Source organism: Micromonospora sp. HM134 (genome assembly GCF_007833915.1).
Taxonomy (GTDB): Bacteria; Actinomycetota; Actinomycetes; order Mycobacteriales; family Micromonosporaceae; genus Micromonospora; species Micromonospora wenchangensis.
Genome location: NZ_CP041061.1, coordinates 3,487,300 through 3,505,941, shown reverse-complemented (window position 1 = coordinate 3,505,941; position 18,642 = coordinate 3,487,300). Strand labels below are relative to the sequence as shown.

Here is an 18,642-nt window from a genome sequence, read left to right as displayed (position 1 = left end):
ACCGGGCGACGACGTCGGGGTGCACCGGCCCGGCGCACCCCGACGGTCGAGCGGTCAGCTGCGCAGGCTCCACTGCTGGTTGGTGCCGCCGTTGCAGGCCCAGAGGATCAGCTTCGTGCCGTTGGTCGTCGCCGCGCCGTTCGCGTCCAGGCACAGGCCGGACTGCACGCCGGTGATCGTGCCGTTGGCGTTGACGTTCCACTGCTGGTTGGCCTGCCCGTTGCAGTCCCAGATCACCACCTGGGTGCCGTTGCCGGTGCCCTGCCCGGAGGCGTCCAGGCACTTGGAGCCGTAGACCATGAGCTGCCGGCCGGTGGTCTGGGTGAACCGCTGGTTGGCCGCGCCGGTGCAGTCCCATAGCTGGGCCTGGGTGCCGTTGGTCGTGCTGGAGCCGCCGATCTCGGCGCACCGGCCGGACTGCACCCCGACGAGCTGCACGCCCTGCGCGGGCGGATTGCTGGTGCCCTGCACGCCGGCGTTGGCGATCACGGTCTGCGCGCCCGAGGGCCAGTTGTTGTTGCTGACCACCGTGTTGTTGTTGACCACGTTGCCCCGGTCACCGTTGGTCACGTTGGTGCTGTTGTTGGTCGACCAGTTGTTGGTGACGGTGAAGTTGCCCATGTTCTCGGCGTACCAGTAGTTGGCGGTGGCCCAGGTGCCGGTGTTGGCGAACACGTTGCTGCGGGCGGTGTAGTAGCGGGAGCCCTCGTCGAAGTAGAGCCCGAACCAGCCGTTGGTGCGCAGGCAGTGGTTCTCGGTGATGCTTCCGCCCGGGTTCGCCGACAGCGTGTAGATGCAGCCGCCGTCGGTCATCTGCTGCATCACGTCGTGCACGTAGTTGCCGACGACCTGGTTGTTGGCCGCCGTGGTGGCCGTGGAGTAGCGCGGCTGGTAGTTGTACAGCCCCCGGTCGGCGTAGTGGTTGCTGCCGCCCGCGTCGTTGGCGCCCCAGCCGTAGCCGACCGACAGCCCGGTGTACGGCATGTTGTAGACCTCGTTGTGCGACACCAGCGAGGTGTTGACGTACGTGGTCAGGATCGACACCACGCCCCGGTACTCCAGGCCCAGGTCGTGCACCCGGTTGTTGCTGATAGTGATGTTCCGGTTGACCATCCGCTGGTCGCCCGGGTGGTGGGCGTCGGCGCGTACCCCGCCGACCACCACGCCGCCGGCCGAGCTGCGGGCGATCTCGGAGCGGGTGACGGTGATGTTGCTGGCCCCCAGGCCGACCCCGCTGGCGTGCGCGTTGGCGTCGTTGCCGATGCCGATGGCGGTCTGCCCGAGGTTGACGAACTGGGAGTCGCTGAAGGTGATCGTGTTGGCGGCGGAGACCTGCACGGCCGCCGGCATCTGGTTCCAGCTCGGCCGGGTCGCCTCGAACAGCGGGCAGCCCTCCTGGCAGGAGGTCAGCGCGTCGGCCGGACGGGCCCAGGTGCCGGTGATGTGCGCGCCGGTCTGCTGGTCGGCGAAGCCGTTGCTGCTGCTCGGGCCGAGCCAGCTGGTGCCGGTGAAGGTGATCCCGCTGAACGTGATGTGGTGCGCCGGGGCGTCGTAGCTGCCGCCGACGTTCACCAGCGACGGCAACTGCGGCAGTTCCACGCTGACGCTGTTCATGTTCTGCCCGGCCAGCGGGATGTAGTTGAGCTGCCCGCTGCCCGGGTTCAGGTACCACTCCCCCGGGCTGTCCAGGAACTCGTACGCGTTGGCCAGGTAGAACGGGCCGGCCCGGTGTGGCTTGGAGAGGGTGTCGAAGCCGAAGGTGTTGTTGTTCCAGGCCGGCTGCTGCATCGTGAGCACGTTGCCGCTGATGCTCTGCACCGGGGAGTACCGGTCGGTGAACGAGCCGACGCTCTCCACCTCGACCCGGTTCTGGTTGCCCAGGTTGTTGAGGTAGCCCAACGCGCCGTTGCTGAACCGCATGCCGCTGGTGGTGAAGGTGAAGTCGGCCCGGTTGACGGCGGTGCGGGCCCGGGTGGCGACCGCCCCGTTGACGTAGAGCTGCCGGCTGTCGAGCCCGGCGGGCACGCTGGCCCGCCAGATGTTCTTCCCGGCGTCGACCTGCGACCAGCCGGTGACCGCGCGGGCCCCGCTGATCTGCGGGCGGGCGGAGGCGGCGGCCCGCCAGGTCACGGTGTAGCCGTTGGTGCCGGAGTCGGCGGCGGTGAACCGCAGCGGCGTGGCCAGCCGGTAGACGCCGTCGGCCAGTTCGACGACGATGTCGCCGGACATCCCGGCGGTGCGGGACCGCACCGCGTTCTGCGCCTCGGTCAGCGAGCAGGGTTGGCTGGTGGAGCAGGCGGTGCCGCTGCCGGCGGGGGACGCGTAGAGGGTGGTGGTGGCGGCGAGGGCGGGGCCGGCCGGGGCGAGCGCGGCGACCGTGGCGGCGAGCGCCGTGGCGGCCAGTGCGGCCAGCACCGGCCCGCGCCGGGCGGGTGATGTCGGGACGGACACGGGTGGGACTCCAATCGTGGTGGGGTGGTGGGGTGCCCCCGGTCGCGGTGGAATCATGCCGCGACCGGGGCGAGCAGCCCGGCGGCCCGCAGCGCCGGCCACAGCGCCGCCGGGACGTCGGCGTCCGCGCGGGCCAGCGTCTGCGTGACCTGCGCGCGGTTGCGCAGGCCGACGACCGTCGAGACGACGGTGGGATGGGAACGGACGAAGGCGAGCGCCGCCTGCGGCAGGGTGACGCCGTACGCCTGGCAGACGTCGGCGATCCGGCGGGCCCGGTCGATCAGCTCCGGTGGGGCCTGCCGGTAGTTGTAGGTCGCGTCGGCCGGGGGCCGGTCCTGCGACAGCAGGCCGGAGTTGTAGACCCCGGCGATCACCACGCCGACGCCCCGGCGCCCGGCGGCGGGCAGCAGGTCGGCCAACGCCGGCTGTTCGAGCAGCGTGTACCGGCCGGCGCACATCACCACGTCGACGTCGGTCTCCTCGACGAACCGGGTGAGCAGGTGGGACTGGTTCATGCCGGCCCCGATGGCCCCCACCACGCCCTGGTCACGCAGTTCCACCAGGGCGGGCACCGCCTCGGTGGCGGCCTGTTCCCAGTGGTCGTCGGGGTCGTGCAGGTAGACGACGTCCACCCGGTCCAGGCCGGTGCGTTCCAGGCTGGACTCCAGCGAGCGGAGCACACCGTCGCGGCTGAAATCCCAGACCCGCCGGTGGTCGGCGGGCACGTCGAACCCTTCCGGGTCGCGCCGGTGCGCATCCTGCGCCGACGGTACGAGCAACCGGCCGACCTTCGTCGACACCACGTACTCGTCGCGTGGCCGGGTCCGCAGCGCCGCGCCGAGCCGCCGTTCGGACAGCCCGAGCCCGTAGTGCGGCGCGGTGTCGTAGTAGCGCAGGCCACCCGCCCAGGCGGTGTCGACGGCGGCGGCGAACTCCTCGTCGGTGGTGGCCCGGTAGAGGTTGCCGCCCTGTGCCGCGCCGAAGCCCAGCCCGGTGAGGCGTACCGAGGGCCGCCGGGGCAGCGGACGGGCCCTCACGACGACTCCGGCCGGTAGACCCGGCGGGCGGTGTGCCGCCAGATCGCCGCCCGCTCGTCGTCGCCGAGCGGGTCGAGCAACTCCACCAGCGTGTCGACCCACCTGTCGTACCCGCTGGTGAGCAGGCAGACCGGCCAGTCGGAGCCGAACATCAACCGGTCCGGTCCGAACGCGTCGAGGGCGTGCTCGACGGCCGGGCGCAGGTCCTGCGGTGTCCACGGTGACCGCTGGACCTCGGTGACCAGGCCGGAGAGTTTCGCGGTGGTGTTGGCCGGGGCGGCCAGGGCGCGCAGGTCACGGGCCCAGTCGCCGAGGTCCGTCCCGCCGAGGGCGGGTTTGCCGAGATGGTCCAGGACGAACCGCACCTCGGGCAGGTCGCGTGCCAGCCGGCCGGCCGCGCCCAGTTGGTGCTGCCGGACCAGCAGGTCGAAGGCGAGACCGGCGGCGCCCACCGCGGTGATCCCCCGCCGCACGTCGGCCCGGTCCAGGAACGCGGGGTCGGGCTCGTCCTGCACGCTGTAGCGGATGCCGACCAGCAGGTGGCCGCCCCGGGCCGCGCGCAGCCGGGCCAGCCGGTCGGCGGCGTCCGGTGTGGTGACGTCCAGCCAGCCGACGACCCCCCGGACGAGCGGGTGGTCGGCGGCGACGCCCAGCAGGTCCATCGTCTCCGTCTCGGTGGAGTTGGCCTGCACGAGCACGGTTTCGGTGACCCCGGCGGGGTGGGTGACCCGGGCCAGGTCGGCCGGGGTGAAGTCGGCGTCGATGGCGGCCATGGTGGCCGGGTCGATCCAGGGCTGCGGGTGCCGGGCCCGCACCCAGAGGTGGTGGTGGGCGTCGACGGTGCCGGGTGGCGCGCTCACCGGCCGAGCCATCCGCCGTCGACGGGCAGGACGATGCCGTTGACGTAGTCCGAGGCCGGGGCGGCCAGGAACACCGTCGCGCCGGCCAGGTCGGTGGCGTCCCCCCACCGGCCGGCCGGGATGCGGGTCAGGATGGCCCGGTCGCGTTCCGGGTCCTCGCGCAGCGCCCGGGTGTTGTCGGTGGCGATGTAGCCGGGTGCGACGGCGTTGACGTTGACCCCGTGCGCCGCCCACTCGTTGGCCAGCGCCTTGGTCAGCCCGGCGAGGCCGGACTTCGCGGCGGCGTAGCCGGGGACGGTGATGCCGCCCTGGAAGCTGAGCAGCGACGCGGTGAAGATGATCTTCCCGCGTCCCCGGGCCACCATCTCCCGGCCGATCTCCCGGCTCAGCACGAACTGGCTGGTCAGGTTCACCTCGATGACGTGGTCCCAGATCTCGTCGGAGTGCTCCGCGGCCGGGGCGCGGGCGATCGTGCCGCCGTTGTTGACCAGGATGTCGACCGGGCCGAGCGCGTGCAGGTCCGCGACGAGCCGGCGGACCGCGGCCCGGTCGGCGAGGTCGGCGCGCAGCGCGGTGAACGAGCGGCCCGCAGCGCGTACCCGCTGCTCCACCTCGCTGCCGGTGGCCTCCAGGTGCGCCGAGACGCCGACGACGTCGGCACCGGCGACGGCCAGCGCCTCGGCCATGGCCAGCCCGATGCCCCGGCGGGCGCCGGTCACCACGGCCGTCCGGCCGGACAGGTCGAACAGGGCGTTCACCGGGCCACCTCCTGCCAGTCGAGCAGCACCTTCAGCACGCCGCCGCCCTCCTCCAGGGCGGTGAACGCCGACGCCGCCGCCTCGACGGGCACCACCCGGGAGATCAGCTGCCCGGCCGGCACCACGCCGGAGGCGACCAGCCGGACCGCCTCCACCATGTCCTCGCGTTGGTAGAGCCGCGCGCCGAGCAGCTCCAACTCGCGCCAGAAGACCCGGTGCAGGTTCACCGGCCGGGGCTGCGGGTGGATCGCCACCATCACCAGCCGGCCCCGGGTGGTCAGCACGTCGACGGCGGTGTCGACCCCGGCGGCGGAACCGGACACCTCGAAGGCCACGTCCGCTCCCGCGCCGTCGGTACGCCCGTCGACCAGCGCCACCACGTCGGTGGCGGCCGGGTCGACCGCGTCGATGCCCACCCCCGTGGCCACCGACCGGCGGAACGGGTCCGGTTCGACCAGCAGGACCCGCGCGCCCCGGTGCCGGGCGACGGTGGCGACGAGCACGCCGATCGGCCCGCCGCCGACGACCACCACCAGGTCGGCGTCGGTCACCCGGCCCCGCCGCACGTCGTGCACGGCGACCGCGACCGGTTCGACCAGGGCGGCCCGGTCCAGCGGCAGGTCGTCGGGGAGCGGCACCACCAGGTCGGCCGGGACGGTCCAGGAGGACTGCATCGCGCCGGGCGAGTCCACCCCGAGGAAGTCCATGGCGTGGCACACGTGCGCGTTGCCCCGCCGGCAGGCGACGCACCGGCCACAGAACCGGGTCGGCATCACGGTGACCGGCTGACCCACGGCATAGCCGGCGACGCCCGCGCCGACCTCGGCCACCCGGCCGGACATCTCGTGCCCGAGCACCGCCGGCGGGCCCACCCGGGCGTCCATGTCCCCGTGGTAGACGTGCAGGTCGGTGCCGCAGATCCCGGTGTAGGCCACCGCGATCCGCAGCTCGCCCGGCCCCGGCGGCTCCGGCGCGCGCCGCTGCACCTCCAGGTGCCGGGCGCTGCGGTAGACCACTGCCTTCATACGTGCTCCCTCGCGGTCGGGTCAGTGCGGGACGGCGGACGGCAGGCCGTCGTGATGGTGCGTCGGGGCGTCGGGCAGCGGCGTGACGTACCGGCCCGCCGGGGTGGCGGCCGGGTCGGACACGGCCAGCAACCGGCGGCCGGCCCGTTCCGGCCGTACGTTGGGACCGTCCGGCGTCGGCACGTCGGAGCGGCGCGGGTAGCTGCCGATCTCCTCCTCGCAGACCGTGACGCCGAGCCCCGGCGTGTCGCCGAGGACGAACGCGCCGTCCTCGACGTGCAGGTCGCGGGTGATCCCGACCGGCGGGTGGAGGTCCTGCAACTCGCTGACCATGTGGTTGGGCACCGACGTGGCGGCGTGCAGCAGGCCGACGGGGTGGTTGCCGATCGGGCTGACCGGCAGGTCGTAGGCGTGCGCCAGGGCGGACACCCGCAGGAAGTGGGTGACCCCCCACACCGCGGCCATCTGGACGACGTCGACCGCCGCCGCGGCGATCAGCGGCCGGTACTGTTCGAGGCCGGTGAGGTTCTCCCCGGTGGCGACCGACGCCCGGATCCCGCGCCCGACGACGGCCAGGCCCTCGGCGTCCCACCGGCGGACGGGTTCCTCGATCCAGACGAGGTCGAGGGTGCGTTCGAGTTCGCCGACGTGCCGGACGGCCTGCTTGCGGGTCCACGCCTCGTTCACGTCGAGCATCAGGCCGGGCCGCCGCCCCCGCCCGGCCTCGGTCAGCACGTCCCGGACCACGTGCAGCCGGTGCCGGTCCCGCTCGATGTCCAGGCCGCCCTTGAGTTTCGCGGCCCGCAGCCCGTGCCGGGCGTACAGCTCGTAGGTGGCGGCGAGGGCGTCGTCGTCCAGGCCGATGTCCAGGCCGGAGGCGTACGCGGGCACCCGTCTGTCGCGTCCGCCGAGCAGCCGCCACAGTGGTTGCCCCGCCGCCTGGGCCTTGATGTCCCACAGCGCGGTGTCCAGCGCCCCGATGGTGCCGAACACCGAGCCGGCGTGGCCTGCCTTGAAGGTCTGCCGCAGCATCCGGTCGTAGAGGGTGGTCACCGCGCGGGGGTCCTCCCCGTCGATCGCGGCGAAGATCCGTTCCAGGTCGGTGTGCGGTCCGAGGCCGACGCCGGTGATGCCCTCGTCGGTGTCGACCAGGACGATCGGCACGGCGGTCACCCCGTCGGCGAACACGCCGTTGGCGTCGCCGACGGGCCGCCCCCAGTCCTGCACGGTGGTCAGGGTCCGGTATCCGGTGATCCGCATGTCAGCCCTTCGTGGCGCCGGCGGCGACACCGTCGGCGATCTGGCGCTGGAGGAAGAGGTAGATCACCAGGACGGGCACCGCGGCGATCAGCACCCCGGAGGCGAAGGTGGGGATGTCGTCGGAGTACTGGCCGCGCAGCGAGGTCACCCCGACCATCAGCGTGCGGTGCTCGGCCGAGGGCATCAGCAGCAGCGCGATCAGCACGTCGTTCCAGCAGAACAGGGCGTCGAGGATGCCGACCGACAGCAGCGCCGGGGTGCCCAGCGGCAGCATGATCCGCCGGTAGACCCCGTAGACGCTGTTGCCGTCGATCCGGGCCGCGTCGATGATCTCGGTCGGGATGGTCTTGTAGTAGCTGGTCATCAGGAAGATCGTGAACGGCAGGAACTGCGCCACGTAGGCCAGCACGAGCCCCGGGTAGGTGTCGACCAGGCCGGCGTCGGCCATGACCCGGGCGAGCGGCACCATGATCACCTGGAACGGCACGAACAGCGCCGCGAGGCAGCACAGGAAGAGCACCGACGAGCCCCGGAACCGGAGCTGGCTCAGCGCGAAACCGGCCATCGAGCCGAACAGCAGCAGCAGGAGCACCGAGAGCGTCACCACGCCCACCGAGTTGGCCAGGTAGCGGGCCATCCCCACGCTGTTCCACGCCGCGCCGATGTTCTCGAAGCGTAGGGCGTCGGCCAGGGAGAACCGGTCGAGGACGTACTCGCGGCGGGTCTTCATGGCCACGTTGAGGGTGAACGCCAGGGGGTAGACGGTCGCCAGCGCCAGCACGGCCATCGGGAGGGCGAGCAGCCACCGCCCCCACCGCAGGTGGGACATCACGCCTCCCTCACCGCCCGCCGGAGCAGGCTGATCTGCCCCAGCCCCACCACGAGCATGATGAGGAAGAGCACCGTCGAGGCGGCCGAGGCGAGCGCCGGCCGGTTCAGCTGCCCCTGCTGGATCCAGATGTAGTACTCCGGCAGGTAGGTGGAACCCTCCGGGCCGCCGCTGGTCATCACGTAGAGCAGGCCGAACATGGAGGTCAGCATCCCGATCATCGTGGTGACGACGACGAACTGGATGGTGCGGGAGAGGCTGGGCACGATCACGTGCCGGATGGTCTGGGGCAGCGACGCGCCGTCCACCCGGGCGGCGTCCAGCAGGGAGGCGTCCAGGGTGGCGAAGCCGGCGAGGAACACCACCAGCGCCATCCCGAAGGTCGCCCAGACGTGCACCCCGACCACCACGAACATCGCCACGTCCGGGTCGCCCAGCCAGTCCACCGGCCCGAGGCCGACCCCGCCGAGCAGGGCGTTGAGCGGGCCGTCGAAGGCGAGCAGGAGGTTGAAGATGGCCCCGACGATGACCGGGGACAGCACGGCCGGGAAGAAGTAGACGCTGCGGTACAGCCGGTGCCCGGGGACCCGCAGGTAGATGAAGGTGGCCAGCAGGCCGGGAATCGCCACCGCCACCGGCAGCAGCAGCACGAGCAGCCCGACGTTGCGCAGCGCGCCCAGGAACAGCGGGTCCCGCAGCAGCTCCAGGTAGTTGGCCAGCCCGACCGCCGAGCCGTTGCGCTCGCCGTCGCCGGTGAACGAGAAGTTCACCCCCAGCAGCAGCGGCCAGAACCGCAGCAGCAGCAGGATCAGCAGGGCCGGGGCCAGCAGCACGTACGGGGCGAGGCGCTCGGAGCGCCGGCCGCCGCGACCGCGACGCGGGGTGACCCGCGACCCGGGCGCGGCCCGTCGCGGCGGGGCGGCGGGGGCCGGGCGAACCGCCGGCGTCACCTCGTCGACCGGCACGGTTCAGCCGGCCTGGTCGGAGGCGGCCAGCTGCTTCACCGCCTCGTCGACGGTGACCGAGCCGCTCAGCAGTTGCTGGGAGAGCCGGCCCATCAGGTCCAGGGTCTTCGAGGACAGCGCCACGTGCAGGGCGGGTTTGCCGGCCTTGAGGTCGGCGACGATGGTGGCCACCGCCGGGCCGCCCTGGGAGACGTCGATGGTGGTGTCGGCGGCGATCGCCCCGGCGTCGGCGTAGAACGACTTCAGCGCGTCGGTCGAGGTCAGCGAGCGCACCAGGTCGGCGGCGACCTTCGGGTCCTTGGTCCATTTAGCGACCCCGTAGCCGATGCCGCCGTCGTAGGGCAGGCTCGGGGTGGCGCCGGGTTCGACGACCGGGGCGCGCATCACGCCGAGCTTCTCGGCGGTGAGGAACTCGCTGAAGTCCTTCCAGTGCCCGACGTCGGACATCAGCCCGATGACGTGGGCGGCCTTGGCGGACTGGAAGATCGCGAACGAGTCGTTGAACATCGCCGTCGAGTTGGCCCCGTCGCTGTTGAGCCTGCCGTCCTGGGTCTGCTTCCAGAGCGCGAAGATCCGCTTGACGTGCGGGGAGTTCCAGTTCCGCCGGCCGGCGATCCAGTCGTCGTACTCCTGCGGGGTGAGCACTCCGGAGCCGAAGGCGGAGAGGAAGAACTGGATGCCGAAGCCCTCCTTGTTGCCCAGGGCGAAGCACTTCGCGCCGGTCCGGGTGGTGATGGTGGCGCAGTCGGCGACGAACGTCGACCAGGTGGTGGCGGGCTTGGCCGGGTCGAGGCCGGCCTTCTCGTAGAGGGTCCGGTTGTAGTAGATCGGGTGGCCCTGCAACGTGACCGGGCCGGCGTAGGTCTTGCCGTCCTTGCTGAACGCCTCCCAGCCGGTGAGCCGCTGCCGGTCCTCGGCCAGGTACTCGTCCAGGGGCAGCAGCGCGTCGGCCCGGTCCCGGATCTGGCCGCCGCCGTTGAACAGGATCACGTCCGGGCCCTTGCCGGCCTGGATCGCCGTGCCGAGCAGCGTGTAGTACTGCTCGAAGGGCTGGGCGACGAACTCGACGGTGACGCCGGGGTGCTTGCGGGCGAAGTCGACCTTCGCCTTCTGCAGGTACGCTGCGGCGGATGCCTCGCCGGACTTCCAGTCCCAGACCACCAGCTTCCCGTCCGCCCCGCCGGACGGGGAGCGCGTCCCGGCGGCGCTCCCGCAGCCGGCCAGCGCCAGCGCCGCGACGAGGACGGCTGACCACACTGCTCGCTGCTTCATCGCTGCTCACCTTCGAACTCGGTCGATAGCGCTGATCGAGACGCATGAATTGACGAGAAAGTAACTCGTATGACGTATGACGTCAACAGTGGGACGTAGAATTCGCGGCAGTCAGGTCGTGGCGCGGTCCGCGGGAGTCACTGGAGGGGACATGACGGCACGAGAGGTCACCCTGAACGCGTCGACGCCGCCGAGCTGGGCCCGACGACCGGCCAACCTCGCCACGGCGGTCACCGCGGAACTGGTGGAACGCATCGTACGCGGAGTTCACCCGCCCGGCGCCCCGCTGCCTCCCGAGCCGGCGCTGTGCGAGGCGTTCTCGGTCAGCCGCACCGTCGTCCGCGAGGCGGTGAAGATCCTTCAGGAGAAGGGCCTGGTGCAGGTCCGCCAGGGCAGCGGCACCATCGTCACCCCACCGTCGATGTGGGACATGCTCGACGAGCTCGTGCTCGCCGCGACCATCGCCGAGGACGACAGCCTGACCATCCTCGACGACCTGGTGGCGACCCGGCGGGTGCTGGAGTCCGACATGGCCAACGTGGCCGCCCGGCTGGCCGACCAGGAAACCCTCGACCGGCTGCGCGCCCTGGTCGACCGGATGGACGAGCTGGTCGGTGACCAGGTCGCCTACCACGAGCACGACCGGGCCTTCCACGACGTGATCATGCAGGCGTCCGGCAACCGGATCGCCCGGGGCGTGGTGCGGTCGCTGGAGAGCCAGGTGGTCAACACCGCCCGCTACATGGGCCGGTCCGAACGGGCGCTGTGCGTGGCGTCCAACCGGGGGCACCGGCGGATCTACGAGCGCATCGCGGCCCACGACCCGGACGGCGCGGCCGAGGCCATGGTCACCCACATCACCGAGGCCTGGCTGGTCCGGCGCGGCGGACCGGACACCGGGCGGCTGGTGCGCTGACCACCGGCGGCGGGTGGACCGCCCGCCGCTCCGGGCCGGCCGACCCCCGCCGGGCGACCGCGACGACGCCACGCAACCGACGGCCATCAATGGCTTGCGGGTGTTAACGATAACAAGATACCGTCGGCCGCGGGAGCGAAGGGCACGCCTCCCCCGCTCCACCCCCGGGACCCGGGCGGCGGGGCGGAGTGCGGGCACGGGCGACGTCGGTGGGACACCTCCGGGCACCTCCGTGGACGCTGCACGCCGCCGGGTCGCATCGACACCTCGACGCACCCGGAATCCCCCGGCGCACGTCGTCCACCGCCACCGTGGGGTCCCGACCCGACCGCGCGCCGACCGCAGTGCCGTCCCTGGCCGGCCGGGAGCGCGATCGCCGACCGTGACGCCACACCCGCGTACCCGCACGGCGGGCAGCCCGGACGAGTCCCGACAGCACCGGCGCAGGGCCGGGGCGTCGGCGGAGTCCGGGGAGGCCACCGAGGCGTGACGCCCCACGACACGCATCGCCCATACTGGGAGGTACTGGTGAAACCCGCACTGCCACCGCTGACCCGACTGCGGCGTACCATCGCCTGGCTGGCGGCCCTGCTCCTGGTCTCGACCCTGCTGCCGGCCGGCACCGCGAAGGCCGACAACCCCATCGTCCAGCACATCTACACCGCCGACCCGGCCCCGCTGGTGCACAACGGCCGGGTGTACCTCTACACCGGCCACGACGAGGACGGCTCGACCTGGTTCACCATGAAGGAGTGGCGGGTCTGGTCCTCCGCCGACATGGTCAACTGGACCGACCACGGCTCGCCGCTGAACGTCGCCACCTTCAGCTGGGCGAAGGCGGACGCCTGGGCCGGCCAGGTCATCGCCCGCAACGGCAAGTTCTACTGGTACGTGCCGGTGACCGCGAAGTCGACCAACTCGATGGCCATCGGGGTGGCGGTCAGCGACAGCCCCACCGGCCCGTTCCGCGACGCCATCGGCCGGCCGCTGGCGGCCAACGGCGAGATCGACCCGACCGTCTTCATCGACGACGACGGGCAGGCCTACCTCTACTGGGGCAACCCCAACCTGTGGTACGTCAAGCTGAACGCCGACATGATCTCGTACTCCGGCAGCGTCACCAAGATCCCACTGACCACCGCCGGCTTCGGCACCCGCAACGGCAACGCCTCCCGCCCCACCCTCTACGAGGAGGGCCCCTGGGTCTTCAAGCGCAACGGCCTCTACTACAACGTCTTCGCCGCCGAGTGCTGCAGTGAGTTCATCGGCTACTCCACGGCGCCCGGCCCCACCGGGCCGTGGACCTACCGGGGCACGATCATGCCCCGGCAGGGCGGCAGCTTCACCAACCACGCCGGGATCGTCGACTTCAACGGCGGGTCGTACTTCTTCTACCACAACGGCGCACTGCCCGGCGGCGGCGGCTACACCCGGTCGGTCGCGGTGGAGAAGTTCACCTACAACACCAACGGCACCATCCCGACGATCAACATGACCAGCACCGGCGCGCCGCAGATCGGCACCCTCAACCCGTACGTGCGGCAGGAGGCCGAGACGATCGCCTGGGGCTCCGGCATCGAGACGGAGGCCTCCAGTGAAGGCGGGATGAACGTCGGCTTCATCGAGAACGGCGACTACATCAAGGTCAAGGGGGTCGCCTTCGGGACCGGTGCGACGTCCTTCAACGCCCGGGTGGCCTCGGCCGGCAGCGGCGGCACCATCGAGGTCCGGCTGGACAGCACCACCGGCACCCGGGTGGCCAGTTGCTCCGTGCCGGTCACCGGCGGCTGGCAGAACTGGCAAACCGTCTCCTGCCCGGTGTCCGGCGCGACCGGCACCCACGACATGTACCTGCGGTTCACCGGGGGCAGCGGCACCCTGTTCAACGTCAACTGGTGGCAGTTCAGCGGCAGCGGCACCAACCCGACGCCCACCCCGACCGCGACGCCCACCCCGACGCCCACCGCGACCCCCACCCCCACCCCGACGACCCCGGCCCCGACGACGCCGGCTCCGACGACCCCTTCCGGGACGACCTGCGCGGCCACCAACACCGTGGTCAACACCTGGCAGGGCGGCTTCGAGGGCAAGCTGACCATCACCAACGGGTCCACCCCGATCACCGGCTGGCGGGTGTCCTTCACCCTCCCCAGTGGCCAGACGGTGGCCCAGGCGTGGAACGGCACCCTGACCCAGCAGGGCAACCAGGTGACCGTCACCAACGCCGCCTACAACGGGCAGCTCGGGGCCGGTGGCTCCACCACGGTGGGCTACATCAGCTCGACCACCGGCAGCAACCAGCCACCGACCGACCTGACCTGCACCCCCGCGTGACCCCGTCGCGCGGCTGACAGGTCCGCCGGCCCGCTCCGCCCCACCGGGGCGGGCCGGCGCACCACCACCCGACACGACACCACCGCCCCGACACCACCGTCCGTACGACCCACCCGGACGGGCGCTCGCCCGTGAACCGGTCCCTGGAGGTTCCCATGTCCTTCCCGTCCCTCAACCGACGCCAACTTCTCCAGGCCGCCGGCGCCACCGCGCTCGCCTCCGCCGCAGGTGGCACCCTGCTCGGGGCCGGGCCGGCCGGCGCGGCGCTGGTGGTCCCCCCGGCCCGGGCCGACCTGGGCGTCTCGGCGTACCCGTTCGAGCTGGGTCAGGTCCGGTTGACCGCCGGCCGGCTGCTGGACAACCAGAACCGGACGCTGAGCTATCTCCGGTTCGTCGACGTCGACCGGATGCTCTACAACTTCCGGGCCAACCACCGGCTGGGCACCAACGGGGCCGCGACCAACGGTGGCTGGGACGCGCCGTCGTTCCCGTTCCGCACCCACATGCAGGGGCACTTCCTCACCGCCTGGGCGCAGGCGTACGCGGTGCTGGGCGACACCACCTGCCGGGACAAGGCCAACTACATGGTGGCCGAGCTGGCCAAGTGCCAGGCCAACAACGGCGCGGCCGGGTTCACCGCCGGCTACCTGTCCGGTTTCCCGGAGTCCGACTTCGCGGCGCTGGAGGCCCGGACCCTGTCCAACGGCAACGTGCCCTACTACTGCATCCACAAGACCCTCATAGGGCTGCTCGACGTGTGGCGCTACATCGGCAACACGCAGGCCCGCTCGGTGCTGCTGGCGCTGGCCGGCTGGGTCGACACCCGCACGTCGCGGCTGAGCTACAACCAGATGCAGGCGATGCTGGAGACCGAGTTCGGCGGAATGAACGAGGCGCTCACCGACATCTACCAGCACACCGGCGACGGACGCTGGCTCACCGTCGCCCAGCGCTTCGACCACGCGGGCGTGTTCAACCCGCTCGCCAGCAACTCCGACCAGCTCAACGGCAAGCACGCCAACACCCAGGTGCCCAAGTGGATCGGCGCGGCACGGGAGTTCAAGGCGACCGGCACCACCCGTTACCGGGACATCGCCAGCAACGCGTGGAACATGACCGTCAACGCGCACAGCTACGTCATCGGCGGCAACAGCCAGGCCGAGCACTTCCGGCCGCCGAACGCGATCGCCGGTTACCTGACCAACGACACCTGCGAGCACTGCAACACCCACAACATGCTCAAGCTGACCCGGGAGCTGTGGCTGCTCGACCCGAACCGGGTCGCGTACTTCGACTTCTACGAGCGTGCCCTGCTCAACCATGTCGTCGGCGCGCAGAACCCGGCCGACGGTCACGGCCACGTCACCTACTTCACCCCGCTCAAGGCGGGTGGCCGCCGGGGAGTCGGCCCGGCCTGGGGCGGCGGCACCTGGAGCACGGACTACAACTCGTTCTGGTGCTGTCAGGGCACCGGTATCGAGGCGAACACCAAGCTGATGGACTCGATCTACTTCTACAACGACACCACGCTGACGGTGAACCTGTTCGTGCCGTCGGTGCTGACCTGGTCGCAGCGCGGGATCACGGTCACCCAGAGCACCAGCTACCCGGCCAGTGACACCAGCACGCTCACCCTCTCCGGGTCGATGAGCGGCTCGTGGAGCATCCGGGTCCGCATCCCGGCCTGGGCCACCGGCGCGACGATCGCCGTCAACGGCGAGACGCAGGGCGTCTCCACCAGCCCCGGCAGCTACGCCACGGTGACCCGCACCTGGGCGGCCGGCGACACCGTCACCGTACGGCTGCCGATGAAGGTCGTCGTGCAGCCGAGCAACGACAACGCCAACGTCGCGGCCCTCACGTACGGCCCGGCGGTGCTGGCCGGCAACTACGGCAACACCGGCCTGAGCGCCCTGCCGTCGCTCAACGCCTCGTCGGTGACCCGGACCAGCACCAGCACCCTGGCGTTCACCGCCACCGCGAACGGCTCCACGGTCAACCTCGGGCCGTTCTACGATGCCCACGGCTTCAACTACACCGTCTACTGGAGCACCAGCGGCGGCAGCACCGGCGGCAGCACGCGGATCGTCAACGTGGGCAGCGGCCTGGTCCTCGGCATCCAGAACATGTCCACCGCCGACGGCGGGCTGGCCCTGCAGTGGGGCGACACCGGCACCGCCGACCACAACTGGGTGGTGGTGACCGACGGCGACGCGGTCCGGTTCCGCAACGTCAACAGCGGCAAGGTCCTCGGCGTGGAGAACATGTCCACCGCCGACAACGCCCGCGTCCTGCAGTGGGCGGACAACGGCACCGCCGACCACCGGTGGACCCTGCTCAGCCAGGGTGACGGCACCTACAAGATCCGCAACGTCAACAGCGGGAAGCTGCTCGGCATCCTCAACGGCTCGACCGCCCAGGGGGCGCAGGCCGTGCAGGACTCCGACAACGGCAGCGCGGACAACCGCTGGCGGCTGGTCGCCAACCCGTAAACGGACCACCGTCGGTCCCGCACCGCCGGCGAGACGGTGCGGGACCGACGGTCCCACGGACGGGGCCGCCCCTGCGAGGGGGCGGCCCCGTTCCGTGCGTGCCGGCCGGCGGCGGTCCGGGACCGTTCCCGGCGCGGCGGGCCGGGCCGCCCGCACCGCCCGGCCCGCGAGGGGTGCCGACGGTACGGGCGGCCCGGTTGCTCCGCTGCCGTGACCCGGGTCGGGTCAGGGGGTGCTGAGCTGGAACTGACGGATCGTGCTGGTGCCGCCGAGGGCCTGGGTGGCGTGGTTGAACAGGGCGAACCGGTAACCCATGAAGAACTGCCAGGTGTTGTCGAGGGTCAGCGCGTTGCCCAGCGCGGTGAACGTGGTGCCGTCGGTGCTGTAGGAGAACCGGGCCTGCCGGCCGGAGCCGGGGCGGATGTCGGCGGTGGCCCGTAGCCAGATGCGTCCCCCGCTGACCGGGGCGGAGGCGATCTCCGTACCGGTGTTGGTGGTCCGCCAACTGCCGTCCATGGTGAGGTTGCTGGTCATCGACACCCGGGTGGCGCCGTTGTCCCGGCGGACGCCGATCCAGGCCGACGAGTTGCGCAGCACCGCCAGCCCGGTCCGGTCGCCGTCGCGCAGCGCCGAGTAGTCGAGTTCGACGGTGGCGGTGGAGGTCGGCCCCTGGATCCGGTGGGTGACCGTGTTCCGGGCGCTGTAGAGGTCGTTGGTGACGGTGGCGGTCTGCAGGCGCAGGCCGTTGTTGACCGACCACTTGGTGTTGTCCGGGTTGTGGTTCCACTCCCACTGCGGGCCGAGCGTGCTGCCGCTGAACGTGTCGGTGCCGGTGAGCGGCTTGACCGGCCGGGTCGGCAGCGGGTTCGGGTACGACGTGCCCCAGCCGCCGTTGACCGTCTGGATCTGCGGCCAGCCGTCGGCGGTCCAGGTGATCGGGGCCAGCGCGGGCACCCGTCCACCGGGGTAGGCGTCGACGAAGGACATGTAGTACCACTGGCCGGCCGGGGTCTGCACCAGGCCGCCCTGGTGCGGCACGCCGCCACCGGAGATCGGGCCCGGCATGTTGAGCAGCACCTGACGCATCTCGTACGGTCCGAACGGGCTGGACGACTTCAGCACGTACTGGCCGTTCGCCGGCCGGGTTAGCCAGATGTAGTAGCTGCCGTTGCGCTTGTAGAACCGGGCCCCCTCCAGGGTGCCCACGCTCGACGGGGTGGAGAAGACCTGCTGGCTGCGGACCTCGCTCTTACCGTCGGCCGACAGCTGCGCCACGCTGATCTGGCTGTTGCCGTACGCGACGTACATGGTGTCGTTGTCGTCGACCAGCATGCCGGCGTCGTAGTAGCACTTGTTGATGGTGGAGTGCTGGTTCCAGGCCCCGTCGACGGCGGCGGCGGTGTAGATGTAGGTCTTGGCGAAGTCGATGCAGCCGGCCCAGTAGTAGGTGCGGTTGCTCGGGCGGTAGTTCAGCGTCGACGCCCAGATCCCGTTGACGTACGCCCGCCCGCCGGACATGTCGTACTTCGCGCCGAAGTCCAGCTTGGGCACCGAGTGCCCGGCGAACTCCCAGTTGACCAGGTCGTAGGAGCGCAGGATGGGCGCGCCCGGGGAGTAGTGCATGGTCGAGGCGGACAGGTAGAACGCGTCGCCGACCCGGATGATGTCGACGTCGGCGAAGTCCTGCCACACCACCGGGTTGGTGTACGAGCCGCTCGCCGGTGGCGTGGTTGGCGGCGGCGTGGTCGGGGTGGTGCCGCCGTCGACGCGGACGAGCTGCCACTGCTGGTTGGTGCCGCCCCAGTCGGCGTACTGGACGATGTTGCCGCCGTCGGCGGTCGAGGCGTTCTGCACCTCCATCGCCTTGCCGCTGTTGCGGTTGAGCAGCCGGACGTAGCCGTCGGCCGAGTCGGCGAGCCGGAACTGCTGGTTGGTGCCGTTGCCGTCGGTCCACTGCACGATCGCCGCGCCGTCGGCGGTGGAGAGGTTGTAGACGTCGAGGACCTTGCCCGACAGGCGGGACTTCAGCCGGTAGTAGCCGCCGCCGGAGTCGACGAACTGCCACTGCTGGTTGGTGCCGTCGCCGCGGGTCCACTGGGTGATCCGCGCGCCGTCGTTGGTGGCCCGGTTGTACACGTCCAGGGCCTTGCCGCTGTTGCGGTTGACCAGCACGTACCAGGCGGTGGTGTCCACCGTCGCCGCCGCCGCCCCGGTCGACTGGACCACGACGAGTCCACCGCCGACCAGCACCGTCAGCAGCGCGGCGACGACCCGTGACCACCAGCCGCGCCGTCGCCGGACCGCGATCGGCACCTCTCCCATGGCTACCATGACCCTCCTTCACCAACGGTGGATCGACGGTGGCCCCGGGTCCGGCCCGGGGCCACCGTCGTCGCATTGTTCGAAGCCTGCCGATGTCAACGTTCACTCGGCGGTGCGTCCG

The 18,642-nt window shown here is 71.5% G+C and carries 13 protein-coding genes; 3 read left to right on the top strand and 10 right to left on the bottom strand.

Features of this window, described 5'->3' with window-relative positions; genetic code table 11:
- Positions 1-54: 54 nt before the first annotated feature.
- The 9 genes from FJK98_RS14925 to FJK98_RS14885 are packed head-to-tail and all read right to left on the bottom strand — an operon-like array spanning position 55 to position 10,457.
- A complete protein-coding gene (locus FJK98_RS14925; RefSeq protein ID WP_205789457.1) occupies positions 55-2,451 on the bottom strand; it encodes a ricin-type beta-trefoil lectin domain protein in 2,397 nt (798 codons plus the stop codon).
- Positions 2,452-2,504: 53 nt separating this feature from the next.
- Positions 2,505-3,488 (bottom strand): aldo/keto reductase, encoded by a 984-nt coding sequence (locus FJK98_RS14920; protein WP_145919552.1) that lies wholly within the window; start codon positions 3,486-3,488, stop codon positions 2,505-2,507.
- Positions 3,485-4,348, bottom strand: coding sequence for an amidohydrolase (locus FJK98_RS14915; protein WP_240762856.1), 864 nt, complete (start codon positions 4,346-4,348; stop codon positions 3,485-3,487). Before FJK98_RS14915 ends, FJK98_RS14920 begins: the two co-directional genes overlap by 4 nt.
- On the bottom strand, positions 4,345-5,106 hold the full coding sequence (locus FJK98_RS14910; protein ID WP_145919550.1) for an SDR family NAD(P)-dependent oxidoreductase: 762 nt from the start codon (positions 5,104-5,106) through the stop codon (positions 4,345-4,347). The genes FJK98_RS14915 and FJK98_RS14910 overlap by 4 nt, the downstream gene beginning before the upstream one ends.
- On the bottom strand, positions 5,103-6,131 hold the full coding sequence (locus FJK98_RS14905; RefSeq protein WP_145919549.1) for a zinc-binding dehydrogenase: 1,029 nt from the start codon (positions 6,129-6,131) through the stop codon (positions 5,103-5,105). The genes FJK98_RS14910 and FJK98_RS14905 overlap by 4 nt, the downstream gene beginning before the upstream one ends.
- 21 nt (positions 6,132-6,152) lie before the next feature.
- On the bottom strand, positions 6,153-7,391 hold the full coding sequence (locus FJK98_RS14900) for a mandelate racemase/muconate lactonizing enzyme family protein (RefSeq protein WP_145919548.1): 1,239 nt from the start codon (positions 7,389-7,391) through the stop codon (positions 6,153-6,155).
- 1 nt (position 7,392) lies between these two features.
- Positions 7,393-8,220, bottom strand: coding sequence for a carbohydrate ABC transporter permease (locus FJK98_RS14895; protein ID WP_145919547.1), 828 nt, complete (start codon positions 8,218-8,220; stop codon positions 7,393-7,395).
- Positions 8,220-9,185, bottom strand: coding sequence for a carbohydrate ABC transporter permease (locus tag FJK98_RS14890; RefSeq protein WP_240762855.1), 966 nt, complete (start codon positions 9,183-9,185; stop codon positions 8,220-8,222). The genes FJK98_RS14895 and FJK98_RS14890 overlap by 1 nt, the downstream gene beginning before the upstream one ends.
- A gap of 3 nt (positions 9,186-9,188) precedes the next feature.
- Positions 9,189-10,457 carry an ABC transporter substrate-binding protein gene (locus FJK98_RS14885; protein ID WP_145919546.1) on the bottom strand — a complete coding sequence of 423 codons (1,269 nt, stop codon included), beginning with the start codon at positions 10,455-10,457 and terminating at the stop codon, positions 9,189-9,191.
- A 151-nt stretch (positions 10,458-10,608) separates the two neighbouring features.
- Here FJK98_RS14885 and FJK98_RS14880 point away from each other — a divergent pair, with 151 nt between their 5' ends.
- From FJK98_RS14880 to FJK98_RS14870, 3 genes are all read left to right on the top strand, one after another.
- Entirely contained in the window at positions 10,609-11,373 is a 765-nt protein-coding gene (locus FJK98_RS14880) for a FadR/GntR family transcriptional regulator (RefSeq protein WP_145919545.1), read from the top strand.
- Between the two features lie 579 nt (positions 11,374-11,952).
- Positions 11,953-13,707 (top strand): family 43 glycosylhydrolase, encoded by a 1,755-nt coding sequence (locus FJK98_RS14875; protein WP_370517084.1) that lies wholly within the window; start codon positions 11,953-11,955, stop codon positions 13,705-13,707.
- A gap of 155 nt (positions 13,708-13,862) precedes the next feature.
- Complete coding sequence (locus FJK98_RS14870; RefSeq protein ID WP_145919543.1) at positions 13,863-16,199, top strand: beta-L-arabinofuranosidase domain-containing protein; 2,337 nt, start codon at positions 13,863-13,865, stop codon at positions 16,197-16,199.
- Between the two features lie 225 nt (positions 16,200-16,424).
- On the opposite strand, the gene FJK98_RS14865 is transcribed toward FJK98_RS14870, so the two are convergent.
- Positions 16,425-18,530: a family 43 glycosylhydrolase gene (locus tag FJK98_RS14865; protein WP_145919542.1), complete on the bottom strand. Its 2,106-nt coding sequence runs from the start codon at positions 18,528-18,530 to the stop codon at positions 16,425-16,427.
- Positions 18,531-18,642: the final 112 nt, after the last annotated feature.

Bases quoted from the DNA above. Each gene is read 5' to 3' on its own strand.
- FJK98_RS14900 (WP_145919548.1), bottom strand. From the start codon at position 7,391: ATGCGGATCACCGGATACCGGACCCTGACCACCGTGCAGGACTGGGGG.
- FJK98_RS14905 (WP_145919549.1), bottom strand. From the start codon at position 6,131: ATGAAGGCAGTGGTCTACCGCAGCGCCCGGCACCTGGAGGTGCAGCGG.
- FJK98_RS14880 (WP_145919545.1), top strand. From the start codon at position 10,609: ATGACGGCACGAGAGGTCACCCTGAACGCGTCGACGCCGCCGAGCTGG.
- FJK98_RS14865 (WP_145919542.1), bottom strand. From the start codon at position 18,530: ATGGTAGCCATGGGAGAGGTGCCGATCGCGGTCCGGCGACGGCGCGGC.
- FJK98_RS14870 (WP_145919543.1), top strand. From the start codon at position 13,863: ATGTCCTTCCCGTCCCTCAACCGACGCCAACTTCTCCAGGCCGCCGGC.
- FJK98_RS14885 (WP_145919546.1), bottom strand. From the start codon at position 10,457: ATGAAGCAGCGAGCAGTGTGGTCAGCCGTCCTCGTCGCGGCGCTGGCG.
- FJK98_RS14895 (WP_145919547.1), bottom strand. From the start codon at position 8,220: ATGTCCCACCTGCGGTGGGGGCGGTGGCTGCTCGCCCTCCCGATGGCC.